We start from the raw sequence: 24,490 nt of genomic DNA, 5'->3' as shown, positions 1-24,490 counted from the left end.
ACTTTTTTTCTCAAATTAGCCTTTTTCGAACTTTAAGCCTAGAAATTTTTACTCAGCTAGCTATTTGCCTAAAGACCGACTACCCTCTTTTTTCTTTAAAAATTTTTCAATCTGCTTTAAGCGATAAGTGCTTAATTTTGTCGCCAATCTCCTAAAAGTTAATCTTTTTTAAGACAAGGCCAAATGCCAAATATAAAAATTGATATTTATTAATATAAAAGGCTGCCAGTAATCTCTCCTTCTCTTTAGCTGCCTAATAATCTGAAGGTCCCTGCTGCCAAACTTCTTCTATTTTCATACAGCAGCCAAAGATGCTGCCCTAACTTTTTAGATGCTTTTTATAAAAAACTAGATAATAATTTGAGAAAATTTAAAAAGGAAATACAATGCAGCCTTTTTCTTCTACCCCTATTGATCATCTACCTAATGAATTGCTGATTCCTATCTTAGAGGAATGTGTCACACCTCCTTTATTTAGCATCTGTAAAAGATGGCAAGAGCTTGTGGCTATTGAAATCCTGCCCTCCCTTTATAAAAAAATAGCAGCTATGCATGTCATCAATGGAAATGAAAAGCAGCGAACTCATCTCTTGGACAAGATTTATCAATTAGACTCTAAATTGGCTACTGCAGAAAAAGTGGATCGAATCTTTAAGCAAGTTTTTACCTTAGCTAAATCTCTTTCTCCTTTAGAGTTTAAAAATAAAACGGAAGAAAAAAGATATTTGACGCTTGCTAACTATTCTTCCTATCTCTTAAACATTAATCGCCTGCTTATCTGGGAAAAAATTCCTGAAGGAAAGGAATACTTAGCACAAGAAGAAATTAAGCTTTTATCTTTGGAAGAAAAAGGTAAGCTTTTTAATCAGTGGATTGAAAGCTATGGCAAAGGGATCAAAGTATTAGATTTATCTAGATTAGGTTTAACTTATTTACCCCCTGAAATAGGCATGCTTTCTCCTCTTGTTTCTCTTAATTTAAGCCAAAATCAACTGACCTTTCTTCCAAAAGAAATAGGACAATTGACTCTGCTACAAAACCTTAATTTAAGTCAAAATTATCTTACCTTTCTTCCTAAAGAAATCGGCCTGTTTCTTCAGTTAATTTCCCTTAATTTAAACGAAAACCAACTCACCTGCCTTCCAAAAGAAATAGGTGACTTACATTGGCTGCGACATCTTAACTTAAGTAACAATCATCTCGTCTCTCTTCCAAAAGAAATCCAGCAGCTGTCGCGACTATATTCGCTTAACTTAAACCAAAACCAACTATCTTTTCTTCCAAGGGAAATAGGTTTAATACCTGGGCTAGGGTGGCTTTATCTCAACCATAACCAATTGACCTCTTTTGCTATGGAAAGCGGTCTATTCTCTCAGTTATATTCTCTTAGCTTAAGTCATAACCAGCTCACCTCCTTCGTTATAGCAATGGGGCAGCTTTTTCCGATGCAAAACCTTGATTTAAGCTATAACCACCTTAACACCCTTCCTACATCAATAGACCAATTACCTCAACTTCTCTCCCTTAAAACGCAAGGAAATCCACTCGAAAATATTTCAGAGGAAATAAGGCAGCGTTTTCCACCCATAGAATAATAAACCTTGTTTTAATTTAAAGAAGGGCTAAAAAGAAACAAAAGGCTTTTGCTAGCCATGCTGTAGGCTAATGAAGATAAATTTTTAGCCTCGTATTACTCTTATACGCTTTAAAAAACATAGTCTATATATTTAATCCTCTGCAAGCTGTCGTGCTCCTTAACAAAAGAACGTTTATAAAATATGGGGCTGCATAAGAAGTAGTTCAAAAGCGGTATTCTCGTCTGTCTTAAAGATTAAAAAGTCCAACTCCACCTTTCTATTTTTTTAACCTTGAGAATGGATTTAGCCATCTTTACGATTAGCTTCGTAAAGTTTAAGATATTTATAAAAAGCGGTATGTCCATTATAAGCAGAGATTATAAATCCCTCATATCCCCCCATAAACCCTCTTTTAAGGATATAACTCTTAAGGAAAGAAAAGATACCATGCGTCAAAGCTTTAGATAAGGAGGCAGTTTTTTTACCTTTGTTCTGCTCAGCAAATAATGTCGAATAGGTCTGCATCTTACTTAAAAAGTCAGCGATAGAATTATAAGAATAATGAATAAGAGGGCTGTTTAAAGGTACATGTTGCATATGCTTGACAATGATAGCTTCATGCACTTGAACATTAGTAAAGCCTGTTTCTTTTCTATTATAAAGCCTATATTGACGATCTGGATACCAACCACACCAGCGAATAAACTTATTATTAAAATAATTGTGTCGTGGGAAAGAATAAACTACTTTTTCTTGCAAAGAAGTTGCTAAAATCTCTTGAATCATCGCTGGTGTCACAAGTTCGTCACTATCTAAAGATAAGATCCAATCATGTTTTGCATAAGCAGAAGCCTTGTTATGAGTAGGACCAAATCCTTCAAAAGTAGCTAAGATAACACGCACATTAGAGTAACTTTTTGCTATCTTTATAGTATCATCTACAGATCCCGTATCATAAATTAGGACTTCATCAAAAAGACTTACACTATCTAACACTTGAGCCAGGTATTGGCAGCTATTCTTGGTCAAGATAGTGACTGAAATAGGTATCATGACATCCTCATCGTTTTAATTTTTTAATGTTTTTTATTTTTTCTAGCTCGCCTATCTTCCCTATTCCTATTTTCATCTTAAGATGGCAAAAAATTGTCCTTTTAAAACACCTAAGGCTAAGCCTCTAGAATTTTCCATGCTTCAAGAGTCAATCCTCCCTCCTCTCTTAAAAAAATTTAACCACCAGCCAAGGCAAAAACCTATTCTTTTGAAAACAGTTTTAGATGATTAATCTCTTGATAGGGGTTTTTAGTAGATTAAACAACAACTTGAGGTAGGATCTATCCTTCCTGCTAAAGAAGCAAGCTTTCTATGTAGGGGCTAAGCACTTTATTTCAAAAGTAAAGTAAGAGCCTCTAAGCTTTTTAAAAAATTATCGAAGGATAGCAAACAGGAATATAATGCTTTAATTCTACTAAAAAGATTTATATTTCCCCTCCTTGGAGGTTGTAAGCCTTCACAAATTTCTCATTTGTTTGCTCCATCATAAGATTCTTTAGACTCATTGGTCAAAATAAATTTCATCCATATTGACAGGGATTAGCAGCTTCTATATTTTTTCGTATTATAAAGGTTATAAATGCCTAAAAACATGCCTAATATTAAGGAAAGCTATTTATGCGTCCATTACTCCCAGACTCCCTTATTAGCAGCCATCATGTCGATTTAGCCATTCGCCCTCGCCGCAATCGCAAAAGTCCTGCTATACGCTCTCTTATCCAAGAAAACCATCTCCTTCCCCATCAGCTGGTCGCTCCATTATTTATCATAGAAGGCCATCAACGCCAAGAGATGATTGCCAGCATGCCTGGCATCTCCCGTATCTCTGTGGATCTGCTTGTCAAAGAAGCCATTGAGCTCTATCAACTAGGCATTCGCGCCATTGATCTTTTTCCTGTTATTCCTGAAGAAAAAAAAGATAACTTAGGTAAAGAAGCCATAAATCCTCATAATTTACTCTCTCGAGCTATACAAGCCTTAAAGCAAGCGATCCCTGAGATGTGTGTAATAGTCGATATTGCCTTGGATCCATACACTAGCCATGGTCATGATGGAATTGTAAACGAGTCAGGCCATATCCTCAATGACCCTACCCTTTACATGCTGGGAGAAATGTCTATTCTTGCAGCACAAGCTGGTGCTGACATTGTCGCTCCAAGTGATATGATGGATGGACGTGTAAGATACATTCGTGAAAATTTAGATAAAGCAGGCTTTAAAGAGGTAAATATTTTATCCTACGCAGCCAAATATGCCTCCTCTTTCTATGGCCCCTTTCGTGAAGCACTACATTCGGCTCCTAAATTTGGTGATAAAAAAACTTATCAAATGGATCCTGCCAATAGCCGAGAAGCCATTCTTGAATCTATTTTAGATGAAGCGGAAGGAGCGGACATGCTTTTGATTAAGCCTGCCTTAGCTTACTTAGATATTATCTCTATTATCCGAGAAAAAACTCTTCTGCCTCTTGCTGCCTATCATGTGAGTGGGGAATATGCCATGATCATGGCTGCTGCGGAGAAAGGATGGCTAGATGCAGATAAAGCTTTTATGGAAAGCCTTTTGTCCATCAAACGAGCAGGCGCTGATTTTATTCTTACCTACGCTTCAAAAAGAATCGCTCGCTTAATTAAGATGCAATAGCCTTTTCCTTGTTTTTCTCATTCCCTCCACAATTGGAGATAGGCGATAGGAGATTATACTTCTTTTAACTTTTCCTTAAGCTAGTGCGGGAAAAGAAGTTAATGAGACGAGGTTAGACAGTGGATGGAATACAAAACTACTGAGCTTTAATTCAGCTTCCTACCTTTAAAAGATGCGAAAAAAATAAGCCTACTTGATTAGCTTGACAAATAAATTATAGTAAGAGGTTGTTTAGCAAGGCGATAGCTTATCTTTCTACATAAGGCTCTTTTTATACCCTTCTTCCTTAAGCTTTAAGAGTAATTGTGAAATTTATCCTTTTTTTCTGTTTATTTTTTTAGTTAATGCTCAGTCTATCTTTCCATCCCACGCTTAAATGAAGGGCTTTAATTATTGGCACTACCTTCATTCTCTTTTACCTACATTTACGTTTCATTATTAGTGGCTTAAGTCAAAAAAATTTTTTAGTTATTTTATTCAAACTTTAACTACAGCTTTTCTTTAATCCTCCATTGAATTAAATAAATTACTAGTTGTATGAATAAAATAACTACAGGATTTTTAAGGAGAAAGTATGGTAAGAGAAATTCCTAGTACCATTTGCCAAGGCGGACCCTTAACAGAGGAAGAGCTTTATAAAATGGATGCTTATTGGCGGGCAAGTAATTATCTCTCTGTTGGGCAAATTTATCTCCTTGATAATCCGCTTCTTAAACGTCCTCTTACTATTGAAGATATTAAGCCTCGCCTATTAGGTCACTGGGGAACAACCCCGGGCTTAAATTTTATTTATGTGCACCTAAATCGCCTGATTAAAGCTAGAGATTTAAATATGATCTACTTAGCAGGACCCGGTCATGGCGGTCCAGGTTTGGTAGCCAACGTCTATTTGGAAGGAACCTATAGTGAATATTACCCTAACATTTCTTCTGATGAAGAAGGTTTGAAAAAACTTTTTAAGCAATTTTCTTTTCCTGGTGGAATACCTAGCCATGTAGCCCCCGAAACTCCCGGCTCTATTCATGAAGGAGGAGAATTAGGTTATGTACTTTCTCATGCCTATGGGGCTGTTTTTGATAACCCCGACCTTATTGCGGCATGCGTAGTGGGAGATGGAGAAGCAGAAACAGGACCGCTTGCTGCTTCCTGGCATTCTAACAAATTTCTTAATCCAGCAAAAGATGGTGCTGTTCTTCCTATCCTTCACCTCAACGGATATAAAATAGCTAATCCTACTCTCCTAGCTAGAATCAGTCCTGAAGAGCTAAAGAGCCTTTTCGAAGGATATGGCTACAAACCTTATGTAATCGAAGGTTCCGATCCTTATCAGATGCATCAAAATATGGCTCATACACTTGACAGTGTCATAGCAGAAATTAAGAAAATTCAAGAAGATGCGCGTAAAAACAAACTTATCGAGCGTCCACGTTGGCCTATGATCATTCTTAAAACCCCTAAAGGGTGGACAGGGCCGCAAGAAGTCGATGGCAAAAAAACTGAAGGATTCTGGCGCTCCCACCAGGTCCCTTTATCCAATATGGCTGCTAAACCTGCCCATGTACAGCAATTAGAGAAATGGATGAAAAGCTATCATCCTGAAGAGCTCTTTGATGAAGATGGAAGATTCCTCGCTGAACTTGCTGCTTTAGCTCCTCAAGGGAAACGTCGTATGGGAGATAATCCCCATGCTAATGGAGGTTTACTCCGCAAAGAATTAAAAATGCCTGATTTCCGCGAGTATACCCTTGAAATTGAAAAGCCTGGCCAGATTGAAGCTGAGTCCACCCGTATCATGGGAAAATTCTTACGCGATGTCATGAAAAACAACTTACATAACTTCCGCGTGATGGGTCCTGATGAAACGGCTTCCAACCGCTTAGATGCCATCTATGAAGTCTCAAAAAAAAGTTGGATGGCTAATTATCTTCCCGAAGATGAAGATGGTAGTGAGTTATCTGCCGAGGGGCGCGTGATGGAAATATTAAGCGAACATACATGCATGGGCTGGCTGGAGGGTTATGTTTTAACAGGCAGGCACGGTTTCTTTTCTACTTACGAGGCTTTTGCTCATATTATAGATTCTATGTTTAACCAACATGCTAAGTGGCTACATACCACCACCTCCTCTATCCACTGGCGTGCACCTATTTCATCGATTAACATTTTGCTAAGCTCCCACGTTTGGCGACAAGATCACAATGGTTTTTCCCATCAAGACCCAGGCTTTATTGATCATGTGATGAACAAAAAAGCTGAAGTCGTACGTGTGTACCTTCCACCCGATGCTAATACCTTATTATCTGTTACCAATCACTGTTTACGTAGTAGAAACTATGTGAATGTGATCGTTGCAGGCAAGCAACCAGCATTGCAATACTTAGACATGGAATCTGCTATTAAACATTGTACCGCAGGCATAGGAATTTGGGAATGGGCCAGTAACGATCGCGGACATGTTCCTGATGTAGTGATGGCTTGTGCTGGTGATGTGCCTACTCTAGAGACTCTAGCCGCTGTAGATATTCTTCGCCAACAAATCCCTGAGCTCAAAGTTCGAGTAGTTAATATTGTCAATTTGATGAAGCTCCAAAATCCCACTGAGCATCCGCATGGATTATCTGATAAAGATTTTGATGAATTATTTACCACGGATAAACCTGTCATCTTTGCCTATCATGGTTACCCTTGGCTCATTCATCGACTTACCTACCGCAGAACTAATCATGAAAATATTCATGTACGTGGATATAAAGAAGAAGGCACAACTACAACTCCTTTCGATATGTGTGTGCGCAATCAAATCGATCGCTTTAGCCTTGTAGGAGACGTGATCGATCGAGTACCCAAGTTAGGCTATCTAGCAGCATATATTAAGCAAGATATCCATAATAAGCTTATCGAACATGAAGAATATATCACTAAATATGGAGACGACATGCCGCTTGTTCGTCAATGGAAATGGCCTTACTAATGCAAGCATAAAGATAGAAGAGGGCAGGCACTTTAAAAAGGTATATTGTTACTTAAAAGAGAGTAAGCTGCTTATTACCTTCTTCTTTATTTAAGAACATACTTTTTTAAGTGCATAGATAGGCAAGGAGCCGCTTGAACGAATAAGGCGATAGCATTCATTAGTTCCCTTTATCTTTAAAATTGCTTTTTTATTTAACGCTATCTATCAATTTTTTCAGGCTGTTAGTAAATTGGTAGGTTTTCTTTAAGTACATGGCTCTATTTTCTAAACCTATTCTCCTTAACTCTTTGATAGGTAACTCTTTTAGATTATTAATAACCACCTCAAGCTGTACCGGATCCGCATAATAGTTTGTTCCTAATAATTGTGGGCTACAGTCCTTGAAGGGAACAAGGCAACGTGGATCCTTAATAAATTCATTCATCGGAGGAGCATCTATCGTGACGACTACCGCCCTAGTTGATAGGGCTTCCATAATATAATGACCGAAGCCCTCCGTTTCACTGAGACATAAATGAATTCCGCAGCTATTTTGCAAATCTCTTAGTGTAGGCTCTTCTACTCGGTGAGTAATCCAATGCAAGTTAGCTTGGCGCGGTCTAACAGTGCAAAAATGTTTAAGGATAATTAATAAAGGAAAAGAAGAATTACGTAACCAGCTATCTACTATCGGCTGCGTTCCTTTCTGCTCACTTCCTCCTGCTAAATGAAAAAACAAAGAAAAGTCTTTTTTTATATGGGAGAGATAACAATCATGACTTGTAAAGCCTAAGAAAAAGCATTTTAGCTTTAAGTTTTCAAAAATCCTTTGTGTTTCTTGAGTACGGCACAAAACAAGATCTATTAAGTCTAAAAGCTCTAAATCTTGCGTATACCATTCGGCATTAGGAATAAACCAATTGAGGGAAGCATAAGGAAGCCATGAAGGATTGATAGACTGAAAGAATATATTAATATCTACCTCAGAGGTAGGGGGCTCATCATATATATTTCCTAAGTAAACTTGATGTCCCAGCTCTTTAAGAGCCCTGCTAAGGATTTTTTGGTCTGCTTCCAATCCCTTTCCATTCAACTCACTCAATATATTAAACTTAAGTTCTGCAGTTTGAACTGAAGGGGGCGTTAATAGCCAAAAGCTTATTAAAAGCCCTAGTCCTACCATTATTTGATACATATCCTTTACCCTAAGAAAAGTCTCTTTTTAAAAAAGGAAATAAGGAGACCAAGATTGAGAGGTAGCGATCCTTTTTTCCTTTTTACAAATTTATAGTATATATGAATAATATCGAAATTAAGGAAAAGAGATTTTTTAATTCTTCCCCATTTTTGTTAGGGGATGCCTTAAAATTCTTGTTTTACCTTTATTGGGGTACCCATTATTAAAGAAATTCTAAAATCCGTAGCTTAATCCCTTATAAGGGAGAACTAGATCTATTTGCCGATGATTAAGCTGATGTTAAGCCGGATTAATAAGTTAAAAGAAAGGTTTTGAGATACCCGCTTAGCTTGAAGGAAACTCAACGGCTTGAAATCTCTTAAAAAACTTTTGAATTTTAAGCCATGGGGCAAGCTTCCTATAAAACTAAAATTAAAAGTACTAAAAGTTTAAAAATATTCTCCATCTCTGTTAAAATGCACTATATTTACATGTAATCTAAAAGAAAATTTTATCTTTTAAAGGCTCCTTTTCTGCTTAAAAACAGGTTCTCATATGGATTATGCTTACCTAAAGAGCTGCTTAAGTATGTATTAATTTTTTCTTTCAACAGACGGTTTAAAGTTAGTAAAAAACTGGGGAAGCCATAAAGATATTTTTTATCTTACAAACGCGCCCATTTCTTACCCTGCTAATTTAGGCAACCAAGCTTTACATAAAGCTTCTCTATGTCTGTTTTTTAATTTCTTTCTTTTTATCATGCCATTTGGCTTTAAAAAGCAGAATTGAGAGATATTTACAGAAAGGTTAATAGACCACCTGAGCTATCTATATAGAGATAGTTTTTTTAAGAAAGCTAAAATAAATGACATTTATATTTGCCCTCTTCATCCTTTAGAAAGGACTGCTTTGAGTAGAAATCTTCCAGCGCTCATCTTGGATGAGATCGTAAAGATCTCGGCCAGTGAAAGCTGTCACCCCTACATCTCGTAGCCATGCAGAAAGCCCATAGCGCCAGTAATCACGAGCATAGCAGGTATAGAAGGCATCCAACGGCATAGAAAAAGCTACCCCTTTATCATGATAAACAGAACCGTTAATGACATCATGGCCATTAGTATGAGTATACCAAATAGTGATAGTAAGCCCACTCTTAAATTTGCGAGACACTTCCCCGCGGATGCCCCAGTCGTTAGCAAGAAATTTTCCTGCTTTTAATTTAAGGTTTACATTCGCCCACTCCCAATTATAGTAAAGATTCAGAAAATATTGGGAGCCAATAAATTTTTTATGAGTGAGCGTGTAAGAATGAGGAGTAGAGAACTTTAATTGACGAATTTTATTCGTAAACCAAACACCATTTAATGCACGCTTTCCAACTAAAGCACCTTCTATACCTACAGCCAAGGGCTTGTTAAGTGGGCAATATAAAAATTCTGTCGCTAAACCGCCATATTCCTCTTCAAAGAGTCCCAAGGCTACTCGGCTATACCACCCTTTACCCATATTCCAATTTTTTTGAAGATATGCCTCATCAACAGTTAATCCTTTTTGTTGGAAATAGCGAATCATATCTGTACGCACATGAATAAGATGCGAAGGATTCAACCGATCAACGGGAGAAATATGGTGAAGATTAGAAAAAATATTCCATCCAAGTAATACACTATAATAAACATCTCCTGCCAAGAAACCATTAAAGCCAGCGTTTAATCCTAGCGAGTACTTCATTTTGCCACGAGAACTGCCAAAAAAAGAATGAGTCTTAGGAAGCAGCTCAAAATTAAAGCCAGAGCGAGTATTTTTGAACAGTTGTAAATCTTCTCTTGTCGGTGAGGAGGAAAGCTCTGTTTTATGGGTTAATAAATCTAATTCTTGTGCGCCTCTTTTCCCCTCGCCAAATTGTCTGACCCACTTCATATGATAGTGATATTCTTGCACAGGAAAACCTAAGTCCGATTCCAGGACTATGTTAACTTTTTCTATGTCGCTGGGGATCAGCCCAGCTAGAAGATAAGACAGCTGCTCTTGCACATCATATTCCGAACGAAAAAGACGATTGATTAGATGAATCCGCAAGGCCGTTGAGCGACAGACAGAGATGTTTTGATTAGCAAGCCTAATTTGTAGGATTTCAAAACCTTGCTCTCGAAAAGCATTGATAAGTTCTTGAGCAAGAATAAAAGGAGGCCTTAACTCTCCCATAGGTTCACGGTTAACGGGGGCCTTATAAGGTAGAGGAGTGCCAACTTTAGGAAGAAAACCTTTAGTTGTGCCGAAATTGTAAAAAGTCGATAGGGAAAAGGCTAAAGTATGCCCTTTGATATAGCTAACAGCCAAATCATACTGGTCTGCTAATCGATATTTAAGCCCAAAATTTATAGGGCTTTTTTTTACCCTTCCTCTTGGATGCTTTTCTATTTCTGGATCTTTATACGGGGTAGCGTCATATTCAGCAACCAAAGCAAGATTTTTAAGGTAATTTTGCTGACTTTGCCGAAAAGGCATCCACACAACCCCTCCAAACCATTTTTTTAAGCGCTTAGTGCCATATCCTAAGCTTACTTCCAAGTTTTGGTTAAGTAACACTTGGGTAAAGACTATATAGTTAGCTATAAAATTTTTAGTCCCCATGAAGTCTTGCAAGCCTACAGCTACACCGGGCAGCTTATAGCCACTCTCTTCAGGAAGTAGGAGAGCAAATTTTAAATTGGCCCCTTTGTCGGATAAATCTCCAAAGCCAAGAGGCGTTAAAATGGGATCTGCCACTCCCTTAAAGACCCTATAGCTTCCTGAGACTTCAAGTCTGCTAAATAGTTGAGCTCTTAAGCTAAAGTTTTTGTAAGGATGGACATGGGAATATCCTACACCTATTTCACCTGATTCTCCCATGCGTGCTGAGGGCATATTAAAATAACCACCTTGCTGATAAAAATCGTAGGTAACAGGCATCTTTTCAGAAAGCTTACGGTTAACATATTCAATAACGATAAGATCGTTAAAAAGCCTCTCAGCTTGATCTTCAGCACTTATGCAGATGGACCCTCTCCCTATAAAGGGGAGTACACATGCCAAAAAAAATATGAATCTGTGGAAAAAAGATGCTTTTTTCATGAGCCAAGTTAAGCTTTTATATTGAGAAAAAAGAATAATTCTTCACCAATGAAATTGCAAGAAGGAAAGCTGATCCCTTTCTTCTCTAGCGTTGTTGCATAAATGGGAAAAAGCATCTGCAGTAAGTTGGCTCTTTAACGCTTAAAAGCTATAAAGTTTAGTCTACTAGCTCACAAAACTTAAAGGCTGATAAAGCAAAAAAGCTCACCTACCGCCTATGCAGTTAGCTCAAATATAATACAGCTTTAGCCTAAAAGAAGAAGCATAACTTAATGATCATAGGAATAGAGTTATTAAAGGAGGGTGGGAAAATAAAAGCACAGCAAAGATGAGGTCTATTCTAATAACTCCGTCCTATACGCGTTGATGGATAAGGCTGCTAGCATTTACTTCTTCCAAGCTCAACAAGAATTTTTATTGTTGCTGATTGCCTTGCTGGCTTTATGACTACCTGTTCCCTGTTATCCTTGCATTTACAGGCACGCTAGAGAGCTTGGGCAGTATCTTAAAAAGTTAAGTAGCAAGCGTCCAAAAGAGATAACCTTCGATTCGCGTAGAGTAAAGGTTTAGGGCGAAGGGGAATGGAAAGTGTACCAGCATGCCAACACTAAGCGGAGGACATGAAGTAAGACTCACCTAGACGTCTGCTTAGACATGCATAAAATTATTTTTAAGTGAGCTAATAAAAAAAGCAGTAAAGCCGATGAACTGATACCCAACATAGATGTATCACAAGCTACCAAAAGTTATAAAAACCACTTACAAAGATAGCCGTTATAATAAATAAGCTTTCTACCGATCATTGTACATTCAGGCCATAGATGCTCGAGAGTCCTTTTTAGAAGAGGAAGAAGACTACAAAAAAAGAGGCAAATCATCCTTTAAGAGACGAGTTTATTAAGCGTTTTATAAAAAAAGCACCACATTATTTAAACATTAAACAAAAATATATTGACCTAAAAAATAAAAAACAAAAATAATAATTAGTTTAATTAAAAAACAATAACAGATTTTTACCTGCATATGTTGGCAACCATACAAATAGGCTTATTATTTTCCCTTACTAAATTTACTGTTATCTCTATAAGACAGCTGCCCGATGAGCTGCTATTGCCTATCTTTTCTGCAAGCTTTCGACCTCGAGGAAGTTGAACTGACATGCCATCAATGGAAAAATTTGGCCCATGACGAGACTTTATGGAAGAATCTTTATCAAAAGCATTTTGAAATATATGGGCCCGATGAGGGACCTTTCAAAGAAAGCTATTTTGCAGCTCATCGAGTAAAGCGTGGATATGGAAAAAAACAATGACATTTTTAGGGTCCTTAAAACAGGTGGAGCGAAATGTTGAGTTAGCAAAATATGTGGGTATAGGTCTGCCATAAAACCTGTAAAATACATAATGAAAACAATAAATTCTTAATCTTACCTTTAAAAGCAAGCCAACCTACAAGCAAGAGTAAAGCGGAGTTTGCAACCGCTAATAGTTTATACAAAACGTTCTTTAAACATGATAATCAAGAAGATAAAATGGTAAATACATTGACAAATGCTGATATCAATAAAAATGGGATGACTATTTCCCCCAATGATTCTACTGTTACATCTATAAAACAGCTGCCTGATGAGCTGCTATTGCATATTTTTTCTTTTTTGCAAGCTTTCGACCTCTTAGAAGTTGAACTGATATGCCATCGATGGAAAAATTTGGCCAACGACGAGACTTTATGGAAAAATCTTTATCAAAAGCATTTTGAAATATATGGGCCCGATGAGGGACCTTTCAAAGAAAGCTATTTTGCAGCTCATTGGGAAAAGTGCCTAGACGAAAAAACAATGACATTTTTAGAGTCCTTAAAACAGGTGGAGCGAAATGTTGAGTTAGCAAAATATATGGGTATAGGTCTGCCATGAAACTTGTAAAACACATAATGAAAATAATAAATTCTTAATCTTATTTTTGAAAGCAAATCAACCTACAAGCAAGAGTAAAGCGGAGTTTGCAACCGCTAATAGTTTACACAAAACGTTCTTTAAACATGATAATCAAGGAGAAAAGATGGTAAATACATTGACAAATGCTGATATCAATAAAAATGGGATAACTATGTCCCCAAATGATTCTACTGTTACATTTATAAAACAGCTGCCCGATGAGCTGCTATTGCATATTTTTTCTTTTTTGCAAGCTTTCGACCTCTTAGAAGTTGAACTGACATGCCATCGATGGAAAAATTTGGCCGAGGAGAAGATCTTATGGAAAAACCTATACACAAAGCATCTTAAAATATATTGGCATGAGGGGAAATCTAACAAAAAAAGTTATTTTATTACCCTTCACGGAGAGCGTGAACATGAAAAATTAATGGCATTCTTAGGGTCTATAAAACATGTGCATAACCTTGAATTAGCAAAATGTATAGGTCTGCCATGACATCTGTAAAATGCATGAGGAAAATAATAAATTCTTAATCTTACCTTCAAAAGCAAATCACGGTGCAAAGGCAGTGAAGTAAAGTTTGTCGCTGGTAATATTTTAGTAAGCCGTCACGAGAGTTGGCAGTGCTTAATAGTTTAATTCTAAGGCAATAATGTAAATTAATAAGTGCAGTAAATAGATAAAACAGCTATTTGCGAGCATTTTTGACTTTACAGATGCCCGCAGAATCACATCTAAAGCTAGGTATACCCCTTGACCGCTTACATACTTTACACAAAACGTTCTTTAAACATGATAATCAAGGAGAGAAAATGGTAAATACATTGGCAAGTACTGATAACCATAAAAATGGGCCGGCTATTTCCCCCAATGATTCTACTGTTACATCTATAAAACAGCTGCCCGATGAGCTGCTACTGCATATTTTTTCTTTTTTGCAAGCTTTTGACCTCTTAGAAGTTGAACTAACATGCCATCAATGGAAAAATTTGGCCACCGACGAGACTTTATGGAAAAACCTATACCCGAAGCATCTTAAAATATATTGGCATGAGGGGTGGGAATCTAACAAAAAAAGTTATTTTGCAGCCCATCGAGTAAAGCGCAGATATGAAAAAACAATGGCATTCTTAGGGTCTATAAAACATGTGCATAACCTTGAATTAGCAAAATGTATAGGTCTGCCATGACATCTGTAAAATGCATGAGGAAAATAATAAATTCTTAATCTTACCTTCAAAAGCAAATCACGCTGCAAAGGCAGTGAAGCAGGGGTTACGGCTACTAATAATTTATACAAAACGTTCTTTAAACATGATAATTAAGGAGAAAAGATGGTAAATACATTGACAAATGCTGATAACCATAAAAATGGGACGACTATTTCCCCCAATGATTCTACTGTTACATCTATAAAACAGCTGCCTGATGAGCTGCTATTGCATATTTTTTCTTTTTTGCAAGCTTTCGACCTCTTAGAAGTTGAACTGACATGCCATCAATGGAAAAATTTGGCCACCGACGAGACTTTATGGAAAAACCTATACCCGAAGCATCTTAAAATATATTGGCATGAGGGGTGGGAATCTAACAAAAAAAGTTATTTTATAATCCTTCAAGAAGAGCGTGAATATGAAAAATTAATGGCATTCTTAGGGTCTTTAAAACAGGTGGAGCGAAATTTTGAGTTAGCAAAATATATAGGTCTGCCATGAAACCTGTAAAATACATGAGGAGAATAATAAATTCTTAATCTTACCTTCAAAAATACATCAAATAGCAAAGGCAGTGAAGTAAAGTTTGTCGCTGCTAATAATTTAGTAAGCGGTCACGAGGGTTAGCAGTGATTAAGTGTTTGACGATAAAACAATAATGTAAATTAACAAGTGCAGTAGATAGAAAAACAGCTATTTGCAAGCATTTTTGGCTTTACAGATGCCCGCAGAATCACATCTAAAGCCAGGTATACCCCTTGACCGCTTACATGCTTCACACAAAACGTTCTTTAAACATGATAATCAAGGAGAGAAAATGGTAAATACATTGGCAAGTACTGATAACCATAAAAATGGGCCGGCTATTTCCCCCAATGATTCTACTGTTACATCTATAAAACAACTGCCAAATGAGCTGCTACTGCATATTTTTTCTTTTCTGCAAGCTTTCGACCTCTTAGAAGTTGAACTGACATGCCATCAATGGAAAAATTTGGCCCACGACGAGACTTTATGGAAGGATCTGTATCGAAAGCATTTTGAAATATATTGGCCCGATGAGGGACCTTTCAAAGAAAGCTATTTTGCAGCCTATCGAGAAAAGCGTGGACATGAAAAAATAATGACATTTTTAAGCTCCTTAAAACAGGTGGAGCGAAACTTTGAGCTAGGAAGATATATGGGTATAGGTCTGCCATAAAACCTGTAAAATACATGAAGAGAATAATATATTCTTAATTTTACCTTCAAAAGCAAATCACGCTGCAAAGGCAGTGAAGCAAAGGTTGCGGCTGCTAATAGTTTATACAAAAACGTTCTTTATACATGATATTCAAGGGGATAAGATGGTAAATACATTGGCAAATGCTGATAACCATAAAAATAAGATAGCTCTCTCTTCTACTGAGTCTACTGTTATCTCTATAAAACAGCTTCCTGATGAGCTGCTATTGCATATTTTTTCTTTTTTGCAAGCTTTCGACCTCCTTGCAGTTGAACTGATATGCCACCGATGGAAAAATTTGGCCACGGACGAGATTTTATGGAAGAATCTTTATCAAAAGCATTTTGAAATATATGGGCCCGATGAAGGACCTTACAAAGAAAGCTATTTTGCAGCCCATCGAGTAGAGCAAAGAAATAAAAAAATTGATGAAATTTTTCGGTCCTTAAAGCATGTGCATAACCTTGAATTAGCAAAATATATAGGTCTGCCATGAAATCTGTAAAATGCATGAGGAGAATAATAAATTCTTAATCTTATCTTTGAAAGCAAGTCAACCTACAAAGGCAGTGAAGCAGAGTTTGTAGCTGCTAATAATTTATACAAAATGTCCTGCGCACACCTTAATTAAGGAGATAAAATGGTAAATACATTGATAAATGCTGATAACCATAAAAATAAGATAATTACCTCTTCTACTGAGTCTACTGTTATCTCTATAAAACAGCTGCCCGACGAGCTGCTAGTGCATATTTTTTCTTTTTTGCAAGCTTTCGACCTCTTAGAAGTTGAACTGACATGCCATCAATGGAAAAATTTGGCCAACGACGAGACTTTATGGAAGAATCTTTGTCGAAAGCATCTTAAAAAATATTGGGTTGATAAGGAGCCTTACAAAGAGAGCTATTTTGCAGCCCATCGAGCAAAGCGCAGATATGAAAAAACAATGGCATTCTTAGGGTCTATAAAACATGTGCATAACCTTGAATTAGCAAAATGTATAGGTCTGCCATGACATCTGTAAAATACATGAGGAGAATAATAAGTTCTTAATCTTGTTTTTGAAATCAAGCCAACCTACAAACAAGAGTAAAGCGGAGTTTGCAACCGCTAATAGTTCATACAAAATGTTTTTTAAACATGATAATCAAGGAGAAAAGATGGTAAATACATTGACAAATGCTGATATCAATAAAAATGGGACGGCTATTTCCCCCAATGATTCTACTGTTACATCTATAAAACAGCTGCCCGATGAGCTGCTATTGCATATTTTTTCTTTTCTACAAGCTCTCGACCTTTTAGAAGTTGAACTAACATGCCATCGATGGAAAAATTTGGCCGAGGACAAGACCTTATGGAAAAACCTATACCCAAAGCATCTTAAAATATATTGGCATGAGGGGTGGGAATCTAACAAAAAAAGTTATTTTATAACCCTTCAAGAAGAGCGTGAACATGAAAAATTAATGGCATTCTTAGGGTCCATAAAACATGTGCATAACCTTGAATTAGCAAAATATATAGGTCTGCCATGAAACCTGTAAAATACATGAAGAAAATAATATATTCTTAATTTTACCTTCAAAAGCAAATCACGCTGCAAAGGTAGTGAAGCAGGGGTTACGGCTACTAATAATTTATACAAAACGTTCTTTAAACATGATAATCAAGGAGAGAAGATGGTAAATACATTGACAAATGCTGATAACCATAAAAATGGGACGACTGTTTCCCCCAATGATTCTACCGTTACATCTATAAAACAACTGCCAAATGAGCTGCTACTGCATATTTTTTCTTTTCTGCAAGCTTTCGACCTCTTAGAAGTTGAACTAACATGCCATCAATGGAAAAATTTGGCCCACGACGAGACTTTATGGAAGGATCTTTGTCGAAAGCATTTTGAAAATTGCTGGGTTGATGAGAAGCCTTACAAAGAAAGCTATTTTGTAGCTCATCGAACAAAGCGTGAACACGAAAAATTAATGGCATTCTTAGGGTCTATAAAACATGTGCATAACCTTGAATTAGCAAAATATATAGGTCTGCCATGAAACCTGTAAAACACATAATGAAAATAATAAATTCTTAAGCTTATTTTCGAAAGCAAATCAACCTACGAGCAAGAGTAAAGCGGAGCTTATAGCCGCTTACATACTTTACACAAAACGTTCTTTAAACATGATAATTAAGGAGATAAGATGGTAAATACATTGACAAATGCTGATAACCATAAAAATGGGGCGATTATTTCCCCCAATGATTCTACTGTTACATCTATAAAACAGCTGCCCGATGAGCTGCTATTGCATATTTTTTCTTTTTTGCAAGCTTTCGACCTCTTAGAAGTTGAACTGATATGCCATCAATGGAAAAATTTGGCCCACGACGAGACTTTATGGAAGGATCTTGGTCGAAAGCATTTTGAAAAATGTTGGGTAGATGAGAAGCCTTACAAAGAGAGCTATTTTGTAGCTCATCGAGTAAAGCGCAAATATGAAAAAACAATAACATTCTTAGGGTCTATAAAACATGTGCATAACCTTGAATTAGCAAAATGTATAGGTCTGCCATGAACCCTGTAAAATACATGATGAGAATAATAAATTCTTAATCTTATTTTTGAAAGCAAGCCAACCTACAAACAAGAGTAAAGTGGAGTTTGTCGTTGGTAATAATTTAGTAAGCGGTCACGAGGGTTAGCATTGCTTAATGCTTTTGATGCTAAGGCAATAACGTAAAATAATAAGTGCAGTAAATAGAAAAAACAGCTATTTGCAAGCATTTTTGACTTTACAGATGCCCGCAGGCTCGCATCCAAAGCTAGGTATACCCCTTGGCCGCTTACATACTTTATCCAAAATGTCCTGCGAACACGCTAATTAAGGAGATAAGATGGTAAATACATTGACAAATGCTGATAACCATAAAAATGGGACGACTATTTCCCCTAATGATTCTGCTGCTACATCTATAAAACAGCTGCCCGATGAGCTGCTATTACATATTTTTTCTTTTCTACAAGCTTTCCATCTCCTAGAAGTTGAACTGACATGCCATCAATGGAAAAATTTGGCCCACGACGAGACTTTATGGAAAAATCTATATCAAAAGCATCTTAAAATATATTGACATGAGGGGAAATCTAACAAAAAAAGTTATTTTGCAGCCCATCGAGTAAAGCTCAGATATGAAAAAACAATGACATTTTTAGGGTCCCTAAAACAGGTGGAGAGAAATTTTGAGTTAGCAAAAGTATAGGTCTGCCATGAAACTTGTAAAATACATAATCAAAATAATAAATTCTTAATCTTACCTTTAAAAGCAAATCCCGCTGCAAAGGCAATGAAACAGAGTTTGTCGCTAGTAATATTTTAGTAAGCCGTCACGAGAGTTGGCAGTGCTTAATGGTTTGATGCTAAGGCAATAATGTAAACTAATAAGTGCGGCAAGTAGATAAAACAGCTATTTGCAAGCATCTTTGGCTTTACAGATGCCCGCAGAATCACATCTAAAGCTAGGTATGCCCCTTGGCCGCTTACATACTTTACACAAAACGTTCTTTAAACATGATAATTAAGGAGATAAGATGGTAAATACATTGACAAATACTGATAACCATAAAAATGGGACGACTATTTCCCCCAATGATTCTACTGTTACATCTATAAAACAGCTGCCCAATGAGCTGCTATTGCATATTTTTTCTTTTTTGCAAGCTCTCGACCTTTTAGAAGTTGAACTGACATGCCATCGATGGAAAAATTTGGCCGAGGACAAGATCTTATGGAAAAACCTATACCCAAAGCATCTTAAAATATATTGGCATGAGAGGTGGGAATCTAACAAAAAAAGTTATTTTATCACTCTTCAAGAAGAGCGTGAAGATGAAAAATTAATGGCATTCTTAGGATCCATAAAACATGTGCATAACCTTGAATTAGCAAAATTTATAGGTCTGCCATGAAACCTGTAAAATACATAATCAAACTAATAAATTCTTAATCTTACTTTCGAAAGCAAATCAACCTATAAACAAGAGTAAAGCAGAGTTTGCCGTTGGTAATAATTTAGTAAGCAGTCACGAGGATTAGCATTGCTTAATCTTTTGATGCTAAGGCACCAATGTAAATTAATAAGTGTAGTAAATAGAAAAAACAGCTATTTGCAAGCATTTTTGGCTTTATAAATGCCCGCAGAATCACATCTAAAGCTGGTTATACCCCTTGACCGCTTACATACTTTATACAAAATGTCCTGCGAACACCTTAATTAAGGAGATAAGATGGTAAATACATTGACAAATGCTGATAACCATAAAAATGGGACGACTATTTCCCCCGATGATTTTACTGTTACATCTATAAAACAACTGCCCGATGAGCTGCTATTGCATATTTTTTCTTTTTTGCAAGTTTTCTGCCTTCTTGAAGTTGAACTGATATGCCATCAATGGAAAAATTTGGCCAAAGACAAGGCCTTATGGAAAAACCTATATTAAAAACATTTTGAAATATATTAACCCGATAAGGGACCTTAAGAAAAAAGCTATTTTGCAACCTACCGATTAAGTCGCCGTATCTTGAATAGTTGAAAGAAAGCATCCTATGATAAAAATTTTTGAAAAAGACACAAAATAGTTTATACTCCATCTTCCATTTTACTTTTTCCATATGTTGCAGCATTCAAGCTTTCCTTTTTCAAAAAAATTATCTAGATAGAGTTTAAACAAGTAAGACAAAATGTTATCAAAAGTTTACCTTAATTCCCTCTCCTCTCTTTAAGAGCTTGGCTTTATTTCAATTCGAGCAATTTGTTTATAGTAACAGTTAAAAGTTTAGCCAACATGATGTCATCTTCCGTAGCGATACTTTTTTTCCTTTCTATCTCTCCCCATATTGCATCAAAACTTCCTTTAAATTGTAAAGCTAGATATTCTCTGTTACCTACTGCTTGTATATGCTCAATATTTATGTTAAGTGCTTGATAAATGGCATCCTGGCCGCTTTCTGCTGAAGCTTTGCTAGCTTGTATCTCTTCTTTCTGAGATTCTTCGGACTCTGCAGCAGCTACCGAAGAACTAGAGGCATGAGAAATAATCTCTGTGGGGGAGAGATCTTCTGTTTTATTGCTCGCTTGCGATTCCCCCTTATCAGCATCGGACGGTACAGAATCATTCAGCCATTCAGGAGGAACAGGTTGAGGCTGAATGTGCTCTTCTGTTTCAGTAAAAGTATTTAATGAAGGCGCATCCAGGATTATATAGGGAGTTTCTGGTTGTGATAAGCTTTCCGTCACCATTTGAATGCCCTCTTTGATAAAAACCTTTTCTTTTTCGGAAAAAGTATCATAGTCAAAAAGATGGCTCTTTCCTGCAATAACTATAATTTTGTCAGCAGAGCTTAAACTTTGCTGAATATTTTCTACCATTCCCCTATTACGCTCAGGAATCGGTTGTATCGTTATTTCTCTTAGCATTTCGTGAAACGTTTTTACATATAACTTTAAAGAGTATAAGAAGCTTAAGGATGCTTCCTTTTGATTGACATGAGATTGAAGTTCTTGTAAATGACTTTTTAAGTCATCTAAATTGCTTTCTACACTTGAACGTAATGATGGATGGCTATTGTCTTCTATCCATTCAGGTATCAGTACAAAGGTTAACCTATGTAAGATACCCTCTATTTCTTTCCTGTTGCTTGTAGAAGAGTCAGATAAATAGGCAATAAAGTCATGGCACAATCTCATATGAAAAGGGCTAGCAACCTTATTATAGAAAGACTCTATTACTGCTTTTGAGGCATCTGTATCCCAAGATGATATGTCGATATGCTTCCGATAGGTACCAGGTAATGAAGCTATATACTCTGCTCTTTTGTTTATATCTCCTTCTACTAAAAGCTTAACCTTACCCTTATTTTTGCTTAAATATTGAAAAGCTACCGCATTTACAAGCTTACCTATCTGTTCCGCCCCTTGCCCATGAGTTTCACCAATCATGATGACTTTAGCCTTCATAACTTGAGCCGGGAGAGAACCTGAGGCCTGGCTTCCCTCCGAAAGATTACTTGCTACCGCAGTAAAATTGAGTAAGTGATTGGTTAAATCGTTTCTTGAATTGAAAGAAAGATCTGGTTCCATAATGTTATTCTCCTTGAATGAACATGAATTTAAAGCAGTACCTTTCTTGCAATTCCTATGCCAAGATGGGAAAACCAACTTGTTTGTTGCAAGCAAGAGAAAAAGATAGGGAAGGACATAAAGATGCTGAGGGATAAATTGCTGAAATGTTAGCGAATTAAGCCACCTTCTTAGCTTTAGTCTTAAGATTGTCACATTTAGAAAAAGCGATACGCTTATAAAGAACTCTTACTTAGACTGATAAAAAGCTTTAAGTGAACATAGGCAATCAATGAATGAGGAAAAGAAAAATCTTTTTTTCTAGCCCATTTTTCTTAGTGATTTTTTTAGACCGTCGAATGATAAAAATACGGAAATTAAATTTAAGGAATGTTTTTTATGTTTTTGAAGTTTAAAAGCTTAAGATTAAGTATGGAATGCACGATTTCGTGTTAAAGAAAAGCAATTTTGGCTTTAAAAATTACAAGGAAGGGAGCAAAAACTTGTGCCATTAGAAAGCCCGTTTGACCTATTACCTCAATCCCCCCTCCAACTCTTTAAAAAAAGATCTAGATACTTAAGACTTAAGCTATAGAGGAAGAAATTAGATTATGAAGGTACCGGGCAATCCAGCCCCCTAACCACTTTATAATAATTTTTTAAAGAGAGCGTTTACCTTCTATTTCCGTTGCTTTTTTGCTGCCAAATGACACTACTGATTTAAGTTTAAGATAAACGAAAGAACGCTACCACCATTCCTGGCCCGTCAATTAAAACAATAAGAAGGTAATAGCTTAATAAGATAAAGCAAAAAGGTTGAGAAGCATGAAGGGCATATTTGTGCAGACACTTTAAAGGTTTCTATAAACACGCCATCTGAGAGCTGACACTGAAAAAGGATGCCGAAAGTTTAATAACACGGGTAGAAAAATGCCTAAGCCTATTTTCGGTCCTTACAAAAATCTGCAAGGATCTAAAGTGTAGCTTTTAGGCAGTTTTACGTTAAGCTAAGACCTCGCTTGCATAGCGTTTTAAGCCCTGATCTATAATCTCCCCCATTTCTATTTTAGAAGGGTCTACAAAGGAGGGTAAAGCAAAATCTTCTCCACAGACCTCTAACAACCCTAAAGATTCTGCTAATTCATAATCCTCTGCCATGACTGCCTTTACTAATAGCATAGTGGGTATAGCTAAAGGTTGAACTTGGTCGTAAAGGGTAGAATCAATGAAAGCGCGCTGCTCGCCGTGTTGATTGGTTGTAAAGCTATAGTCTTTCTTAAATCTAGCTAAATGCCCGGAAAGATAACCTTTACTAAAAGAATATTTATTTATCCCTAATCTGAAAAAATGAAGAAACTCTCGCGAGTTATTTTCAGGAAATACACAGCAGGTATAATCTTCGCTGCCTAAAAAATCAGTTTCTTCTACCTTGCGTCCTGTTAAAGGATCTCCTGAAATCAAACGTTGGCAGCCTGGTTGTAGACGTCCGGCTAACAAGGAAGCGATGGGATAGCCTGCTTGCACTTTAAAGTAGCCTGTGCGGTCAGGTAGAATACCGGGACCGGCTATACTGATGACACGTTCGATATGATAATGACCATGGGCTAAAAAATATCCTAAGGCTACCACCTGCTGGGCATTAACTACCCATACAATATCATCGGCCCTCTTGATAGGATCTAAAGCTTGGATATGCACCGACACATTGCCAATAGGGTGAGGCCCTTCAGCCGTATGTTGCTGAACATTTTGTGCTTCTATAAAAGCTTTACATGTAGAGCCTGCGCGATAAATTAAGTGGACTGTACCGGTAGTTAACTTTGCAAGGGCATTTAAGCCTAGCTGAAATTCATCTTTATAGCCTTGCACCTGCATTTCTGCCGGCGGATTATAAGGAGCCGACTCAATTGCTTTGACAAAGATAGAGCGCGGAGCCTTATAAGGATCGGCTAAATTATTAAAAGGCCTAACACGAATATTAGAAAAAAAACCTTTTTCTTTCATTAACTCTATAAGATTTTCTTTAGACATTCCTTCAAGAGGTTTAGCAGGACGCTCGGCAAAAGGTTCGTCTTCCCTTACAGTAATTATAATCTCTTGTAAGATCCTTTTATACCCTCGTCTTATCTCTTTAATAACTCCTGAAGCAGGGGCAACAAACATTCTTCCTGGGCATCCCTTATCTTCTACAAGAGGCTGGCCTATTTTGACAGCTTCATCTTGTTTAATAAGAAGCTTAAATTTCAAGTCGGCAAAAGGTTTTAAATCTAGAGAAACTATAGAGGGAGCATCTAAAGAAATTACTTGGCTTGCGGAGGATAAAGAATGCGCATGCTCATTAGGTTTCCCACCTAAAGGGATATCTAAGCCTCTTGTTATTTTTATATATGCCATGAAGGGATGCCTCGAATAAATATAGCAATTTAATGGAAAATTACTGAAAAGAATAGTTTTTAGCAAGCATTCAAGG

The 24,490-nt window shown here is 36.8% G+C and carries 22 protein-coding genes; 17 read left to right on the top strand and 5 right to left on the bottom strand.

From position 1 onward, the window contains the following. The first annotated feature begins 386 nt into the window (after positions 1 to 386). Complete coding sequence (locus TY21_RS00325; protein ID WP_052354504.1) at positions 387 to 1,595, top strand: leucine-rich repeat domain-containing protein; 1,209 nt, start codon at positions 387 to 389, stop codon at positions 1,593 to 1,595. Positions 1,596 to 1,880: 285 nt separating this feature from the next. Here the strand turns inward: TY21_RS00325 and TY21_RS00320 are convergent, their stop codons facing one another. Beyond that, positions 1,881 to 2,630 (bottom strand): glycosyltransferase family 2 protein, encoded by a 750-nt coding sequence (locus TY21_RS00320; RefSeq protein WP_042240588.1) that lies wholly within the window; start codon positions 2,628 to 2,630, stop codon positions 1,881 to 1,883. A gap of 618 nt (positions 2,631 to 3,248) precedes the next feature. Here TY21_RS00320 and hemB point away from each other — a divergent pair. Together hemB and TY21_RS00310 are read left to right on the top strand one after the other, a co-directional pair. Continuing rightward, the gene (gene hemB, locus TY21_RS00315; protein WP_174232783.1) at positions 3,249 to 4,274 is read left to right on the top strand and encodes a porphobilinogen synthase; all 1,026 of its coding nucleotides are present in this window, start codon (positions 3,249 to 3,251) and stop codon (positions 4,272 to 4,274) included. A gap of 574 nt (positions 4,275 to 4,848) precedes the next feature. Further along, the gene (locus tag TY21_RS00310; protein ID WP_042240585.1) at positions 4,849 to 7,245 is read left to right on the top strand and encodes a phosphoketolase; all 2,397 of its coding nucleotides are present in this window, start codon (positions 4,849 to 4,851) and stop codon (positions 7,243 to 7,245) included. Between the two features lie 190 nt (positions 7,246 to 7,435). Here the strand turns inward: TY21_RS00310 and TY21_RS00305 are convergent, their stop codons facing one another. Together TY21_RS00305 and TY21_RS00300 are read right to left on the bottom strand one after the other, a co-directional pair. After that, entirely contained in the window at positions 7,436 to 8,422 is a 987-nt protein-coding gene (locus TY21_RS00305) for a glycosyltransferase (RefSeq protein WP_130589430.1), read from the bottom strand. An 876-nt stretch (positions 8,423 to 9,298) separates the two neighbouring features. Continuing rightward, complete coding sequence (locus TY21_RS00300; RefSeq protein ID WP_079979894.1) at positions 9,299 to 11,518, bottom strand: YjbH domain-containing protein; 2,220 nt, start codon at positions 11,516 to 11,518, stop codon at positions 9,299 to 9,301. Positions 11,519 to 12,617: 1,099 nt separating this feature from the next. Here TY21_RS00300 and TY21_RS00295 point away from each other — a divergent pair. The 14 genes from TY21_RS00295 to TY21_RS00230 all read left to right on the top strand — a co-directional run bounded on the left by TY21_RS00295 (position 12,618) and on the right by TY21_RS00230 (position 20,401). Beyond that, entirely contained in the window at positions 12,618 to 12,830 is a 213-nt protein-coding gene (locus tag TY21_RS00295; protein ID WP_042240582.1) for an F-box-like domain-containing protein, read from the top strand. Between the two features lie 219 nt (positions 12,831 to 13,049). Further along, positions 13,050 to 13,433 (top strand): F-box protein, encoded by a 384-nt coding sequence (locus TY21_RS00290; protein WP_130589429.1) that lies wholly within the window; start codon positions 13,050 to 13,052, stop codon positions 13,431 to 13,433. A 145-nt stretch (positions 13,434 to 13,578) separates the two neighbouring features. Next, complete coding sequence (locus TY21_RS00285; protein WP_130589428.1) at positions 13,579 to 13,953, top strand: F-box protein; 375 nt, start codon at positions 13,579 to 13,581, stop codon at positions 13,951 to 13,953. A gap of 317 nt (positions 13,954 to 14,270) precedes the next feature. After that, positions 14,271 to 14,648, top strand: a complete 378-nt coding sequence (locus TY21_RS00280; protein ID WP_158622985.1) for an F-box protein — start codon at positions 14,271 to 14,273, stop codon at positions 14,646 to 14,648. A 144-nt stretch (positions 14,649 to 14,792) separates the two neighbouring features. Then, a complete protein-coding gene (locus TY21_RS00275) occupies positions 14,793 to 15,173 on the top strand; it encodes an F-box protein (protein ID WP_042239644.1) in 381 nt (126 codons plus the stop codon). A gap of 316 nt (positions 15,174 to 15,489) precedes the next feature. Continuing rightward, entirely contained in the window at positions 15,490 to 15,873 is a 384-nt protein-coding gene (locus TY21_RS00270; RefSeq protein WP_042240275.1) for an F-box protein, read from the top strand. A 145-nt stretch (positions 15,874 to 16,018) separates the two neighbouring features. Beyond that, positions 16,019 to 16,393, top strand: a complete 375-nt coding sequence (locus TY21_RS00265) for an F-box-like domain-containing protein (protein WP_042240277.1) — start codon at positions 16,019 to 16,021, stop codon at positions 16,391 to 16,393. 144 nt (positions 16,394 to 16,537) lie between these two features. After that, on the top strand, positions 16,538 to 16,912 hold the full coding sequence (locus TY21_RS00260) for an F-box protein (RefSeq protein ID WP_130589425.1): 375 nt from the start codon (positions 16,538 to 16,540) through the stop codon (positions 16,910 to 16,912). A gap of 145 nt (positions 16,913 to 17,057) precedes the next feature. Next, on the top strand, positions 17,058 to 17,435 hold the full coding sequence (locus tag TY21_RS00255) for an F-box protein (RefSeq protein WP_158622984.1): 378 nt from the start codon (positions 17,058 to 17,060) through the stop codon (positions 17,433 to 17,435). A gap of 144 nt (positions 17,436 to 17,579) precedes the next feature. Then, positions 17,580 to 17,954 (top strand): F-box protein, encoded by a 375-nt coding sequence (locus tag TY21_RS00250; RefSeq protein ID WP_042244125.1) that lies wholly within the window; start codon positions 17,580 to 17,582, stop codon positions 17,952 to 17,954. Between the two features lie 147 nt (positions 17,955 to 18,101). Next, positions 18,102 to 18,476, top strand: a complete 375-nt coding sequence (locus TY21_RS00245) for an F-box-like domain-containing protein (protein WP_042244128.1) — start codon at positions 18,102 to 18,104, stop codon at positions 18,474 to 18,476. Positions 18,477 to 18,795: 319 nt separating this feature from the next. Beyond that, positions 18,796 to 19,032, top strand: a complete 237-nt coding sequence (locus TY21_RS00240) for an F-box protein (protein WP_042244130.1) — start codon at positions 18,796 to 18,798, stop codon at positions 19,030 to 19,032. A 457-nt stretch (positions 19,033 to 19,489) separates the two neighbouring features. Continuing rightward, positions 19,490 to 19,867 carry an F-box protein gene (locus tag TY21_RS00235; RefSeq protein WP_042244132.1) on the top strand — a complete coding sequence of 126 codons (378 nt, stop codon included), beginning with the start codon at positions 19,490 to 19,492 and terminating at the stop codon, positions 19,865 to 19,867. Between the two features lie 318 nt (positions 19,868 to 20,185). After that, positions 20,186 to 20,401: an F-box-like domain-containing protein gene (locus TY21_RS00230; RefSeq protein WP_079980023.1), complete on the top strand. Its 216-nt coding sequence runs from the start codon at positions 20,186 to 20,188 to the stop codon at positions 20,399 to 20,401. A gap of 293 nt (positions 20,402 to 20,694) precedes the next feature. Here the strand turns inward: TY21_RS00230 and TY21_RS00225 are convergent, their stop codons facing one another. Further along, complete coding sequence (locus tag TY21_RS00225; protein ID WP_042244136.1) at positions 20,695 to 22,041, bottom strand: hypothetical protein; 1,347 nt, start codon at positions 22,039 to 22,041, stop codon at positions 20,695 to 20,697. Between the two features lie 981 nt (positions 22,042 to 23,022). Then, positions 23,023 to 24,414 carry a Na(+)-translocating NADH-quinone reductase subunit A gene (locus TY21_RS00220; RefSeq protein WP_042244138.1) on the bottom strand — a complete coding sequence of 464 codons (1,392 nt, stop codon included), beginning with the start codon at positions 24,412 to 24,414 and terminating at the stop codon, positions 23,023 to 23,025. Positions 24,415 to 24,490 lie beyond the last annotated feature (76 nt).

The organism is Neochlamydia sp. S13 (assembly GCF_000648235.2).
Classification (GTDB): Bacteria; Chlamydiota; Chlamydiia; order Chlamydiales; family Parachlamydiaceae; genus Neochlamydia.
The sequence above is the reverse complement of the archived record's forward strand: the minus strand, read 5'-3'. Positions and strand labels throughout refer to the sequence as shown.

Bases quoted from the DNA above. Each gene is read 5' to 3' on its own strand.
- TY21_RS00235 (WP_042244132.1), top strand. From the start codon at position 19,490: ATGGTAAATACATTGACAAATACTGATAACCATAAAAATGGGACGACT.
- TY21_RS00280 (WP_158622985.1), top strand. From the start codon at position 14,271: ATGGTAAATACATTGGCAAGTACTGATAACCATAAAAATGGGCCGGCT.
- TY21_RS00250 (WP_042244125.1), top strand. From the start codon at position 17,580: ATGGTAAATACATTGACAAATGCTGATAACCATAAAAATGGGACGACT.
- TY21_RS00225 (WP_042244136.1), bottom strand. From the start codon at position 22,041: ATGGAACCAGATCTTTCTTTCAATTCAAGAAACGATTTAACCAATCAC.
- TY21_RS00275 (WP_042239644.1), top strand. From the start codon at position 14,793: ATGGTAAATACATTGACAAATGCTGATAACCATAAAAATGGGACGACT.
- TY21_RS00325 (WP_052354504.1), top strand. From the start codon at position 387: ATGCAGCCTTTTTCTTCTACCCCTATTGATCATCTACCTAATGAATTG.
- TY21_RS00245 (WP_042244128.1), top strand. From the start codon at position 18,102: ATGGTAAATACATTGACAAATGCTGATAACCATAAAAATGGGGCGATT.
- TY21_RS00270 (WP_042240275.1), top strand. From the start codon at position 15,490: ATGGTAAATACATTGGCAAGTACTGATAACCATAAAAATGGGCCGGCT.
- TY21_RS00290 (WP_130589429.1), top strand. From the start codon at position 13,050: ATGGTAAATACATTGACAAATGCTGATATCAATAAAAATGGGATGACT.
- TY21_RS00285 (WP_130589428.1), top strand. From the start codon at position 13,579: ATGGTAAATACATTGACAAATGCTGATATCAATAAAAATGGGATAACT.
- TY21_RS00255 (WP_158622984.1), top strand. From the start codon at position 17,058: ATGGTAAATACATTGACAAATGCTGATATCAATAAAAATGGGACGGCT.
- TY21_RS00310 (WP_042240585.1), top strand. From the start codon at position 4,849: ATGGTAAGAGAAATTCCTAGTACCATTTGCCAAGGCGGACCCTTAACA.
- TY21_RS00240 (WP_042244130.1), top strand. From the start codon at position 18,796: ATGGTAAATACATTGACAAATGCTGATAACCATAAAAATGGGACGACT.
- TY21_RS00305 (WP_130589430.1), bottom strand. From the start codon at position 8,422: ATGTATCAAATAATGGTAGGACTAGGGCTTTTAATAAGCTTTTGGCTA.
- TY21_RS00265 (WP_042240277.1), top strand. From the start codon at position 16,019: ATGGTAAATACATTGGCAAATGCTGATAACCATAAAAATAAGATAGCT.
- TY21_RS00295 (WP_042240582.1), top strand. From the start codon at position 12,618: ATGAGCTGCTATTGCCTATCTTTTCTGCAAGCTTTCGACCTCGAGGAA.
- hemB (WP_174232783.1), top strand. From the start codon at position 3,249: ATGCGTCCATTACTCCCAGACTCCCTTATTAGCAGCCATCATGTCGAT.
- TY21_RS00230 (WP_079980023.1), top strand. From the start codon at position 20,186: ATGGTAAATACATTGACAAATGCTGATAACCATAAAAATGGGACGACT.
- TY21_RS00300 (WP_079979894.1), bottom strand. From the start codon at position 11,518: ATGAAAAAAGCATCTTTTTTCCACAGATTCATATTTTTTTTGGCATGT.
- TY21_RS00260 (WP_130589425.1), top strand. From the start codon at position 16,538: ATGGTAAATACATTGATAAATGCTGATAACCATAAAAATAAGATAATT.
- TY21_RS00220 (WP_042244138.1), bottom strand. From the start codon at position 24,414: ATGGCATATATAAAAATAACAAGAGGCTTAGATATCCCTTTAGGTGGG.
- TY21_RS00320 (WP_042240588.1), bottom strand. From the start codon at position 2,630: ATGATACCTATTTCAGTCACTATCTTGACCAAGAATAGCTGCCAATAC.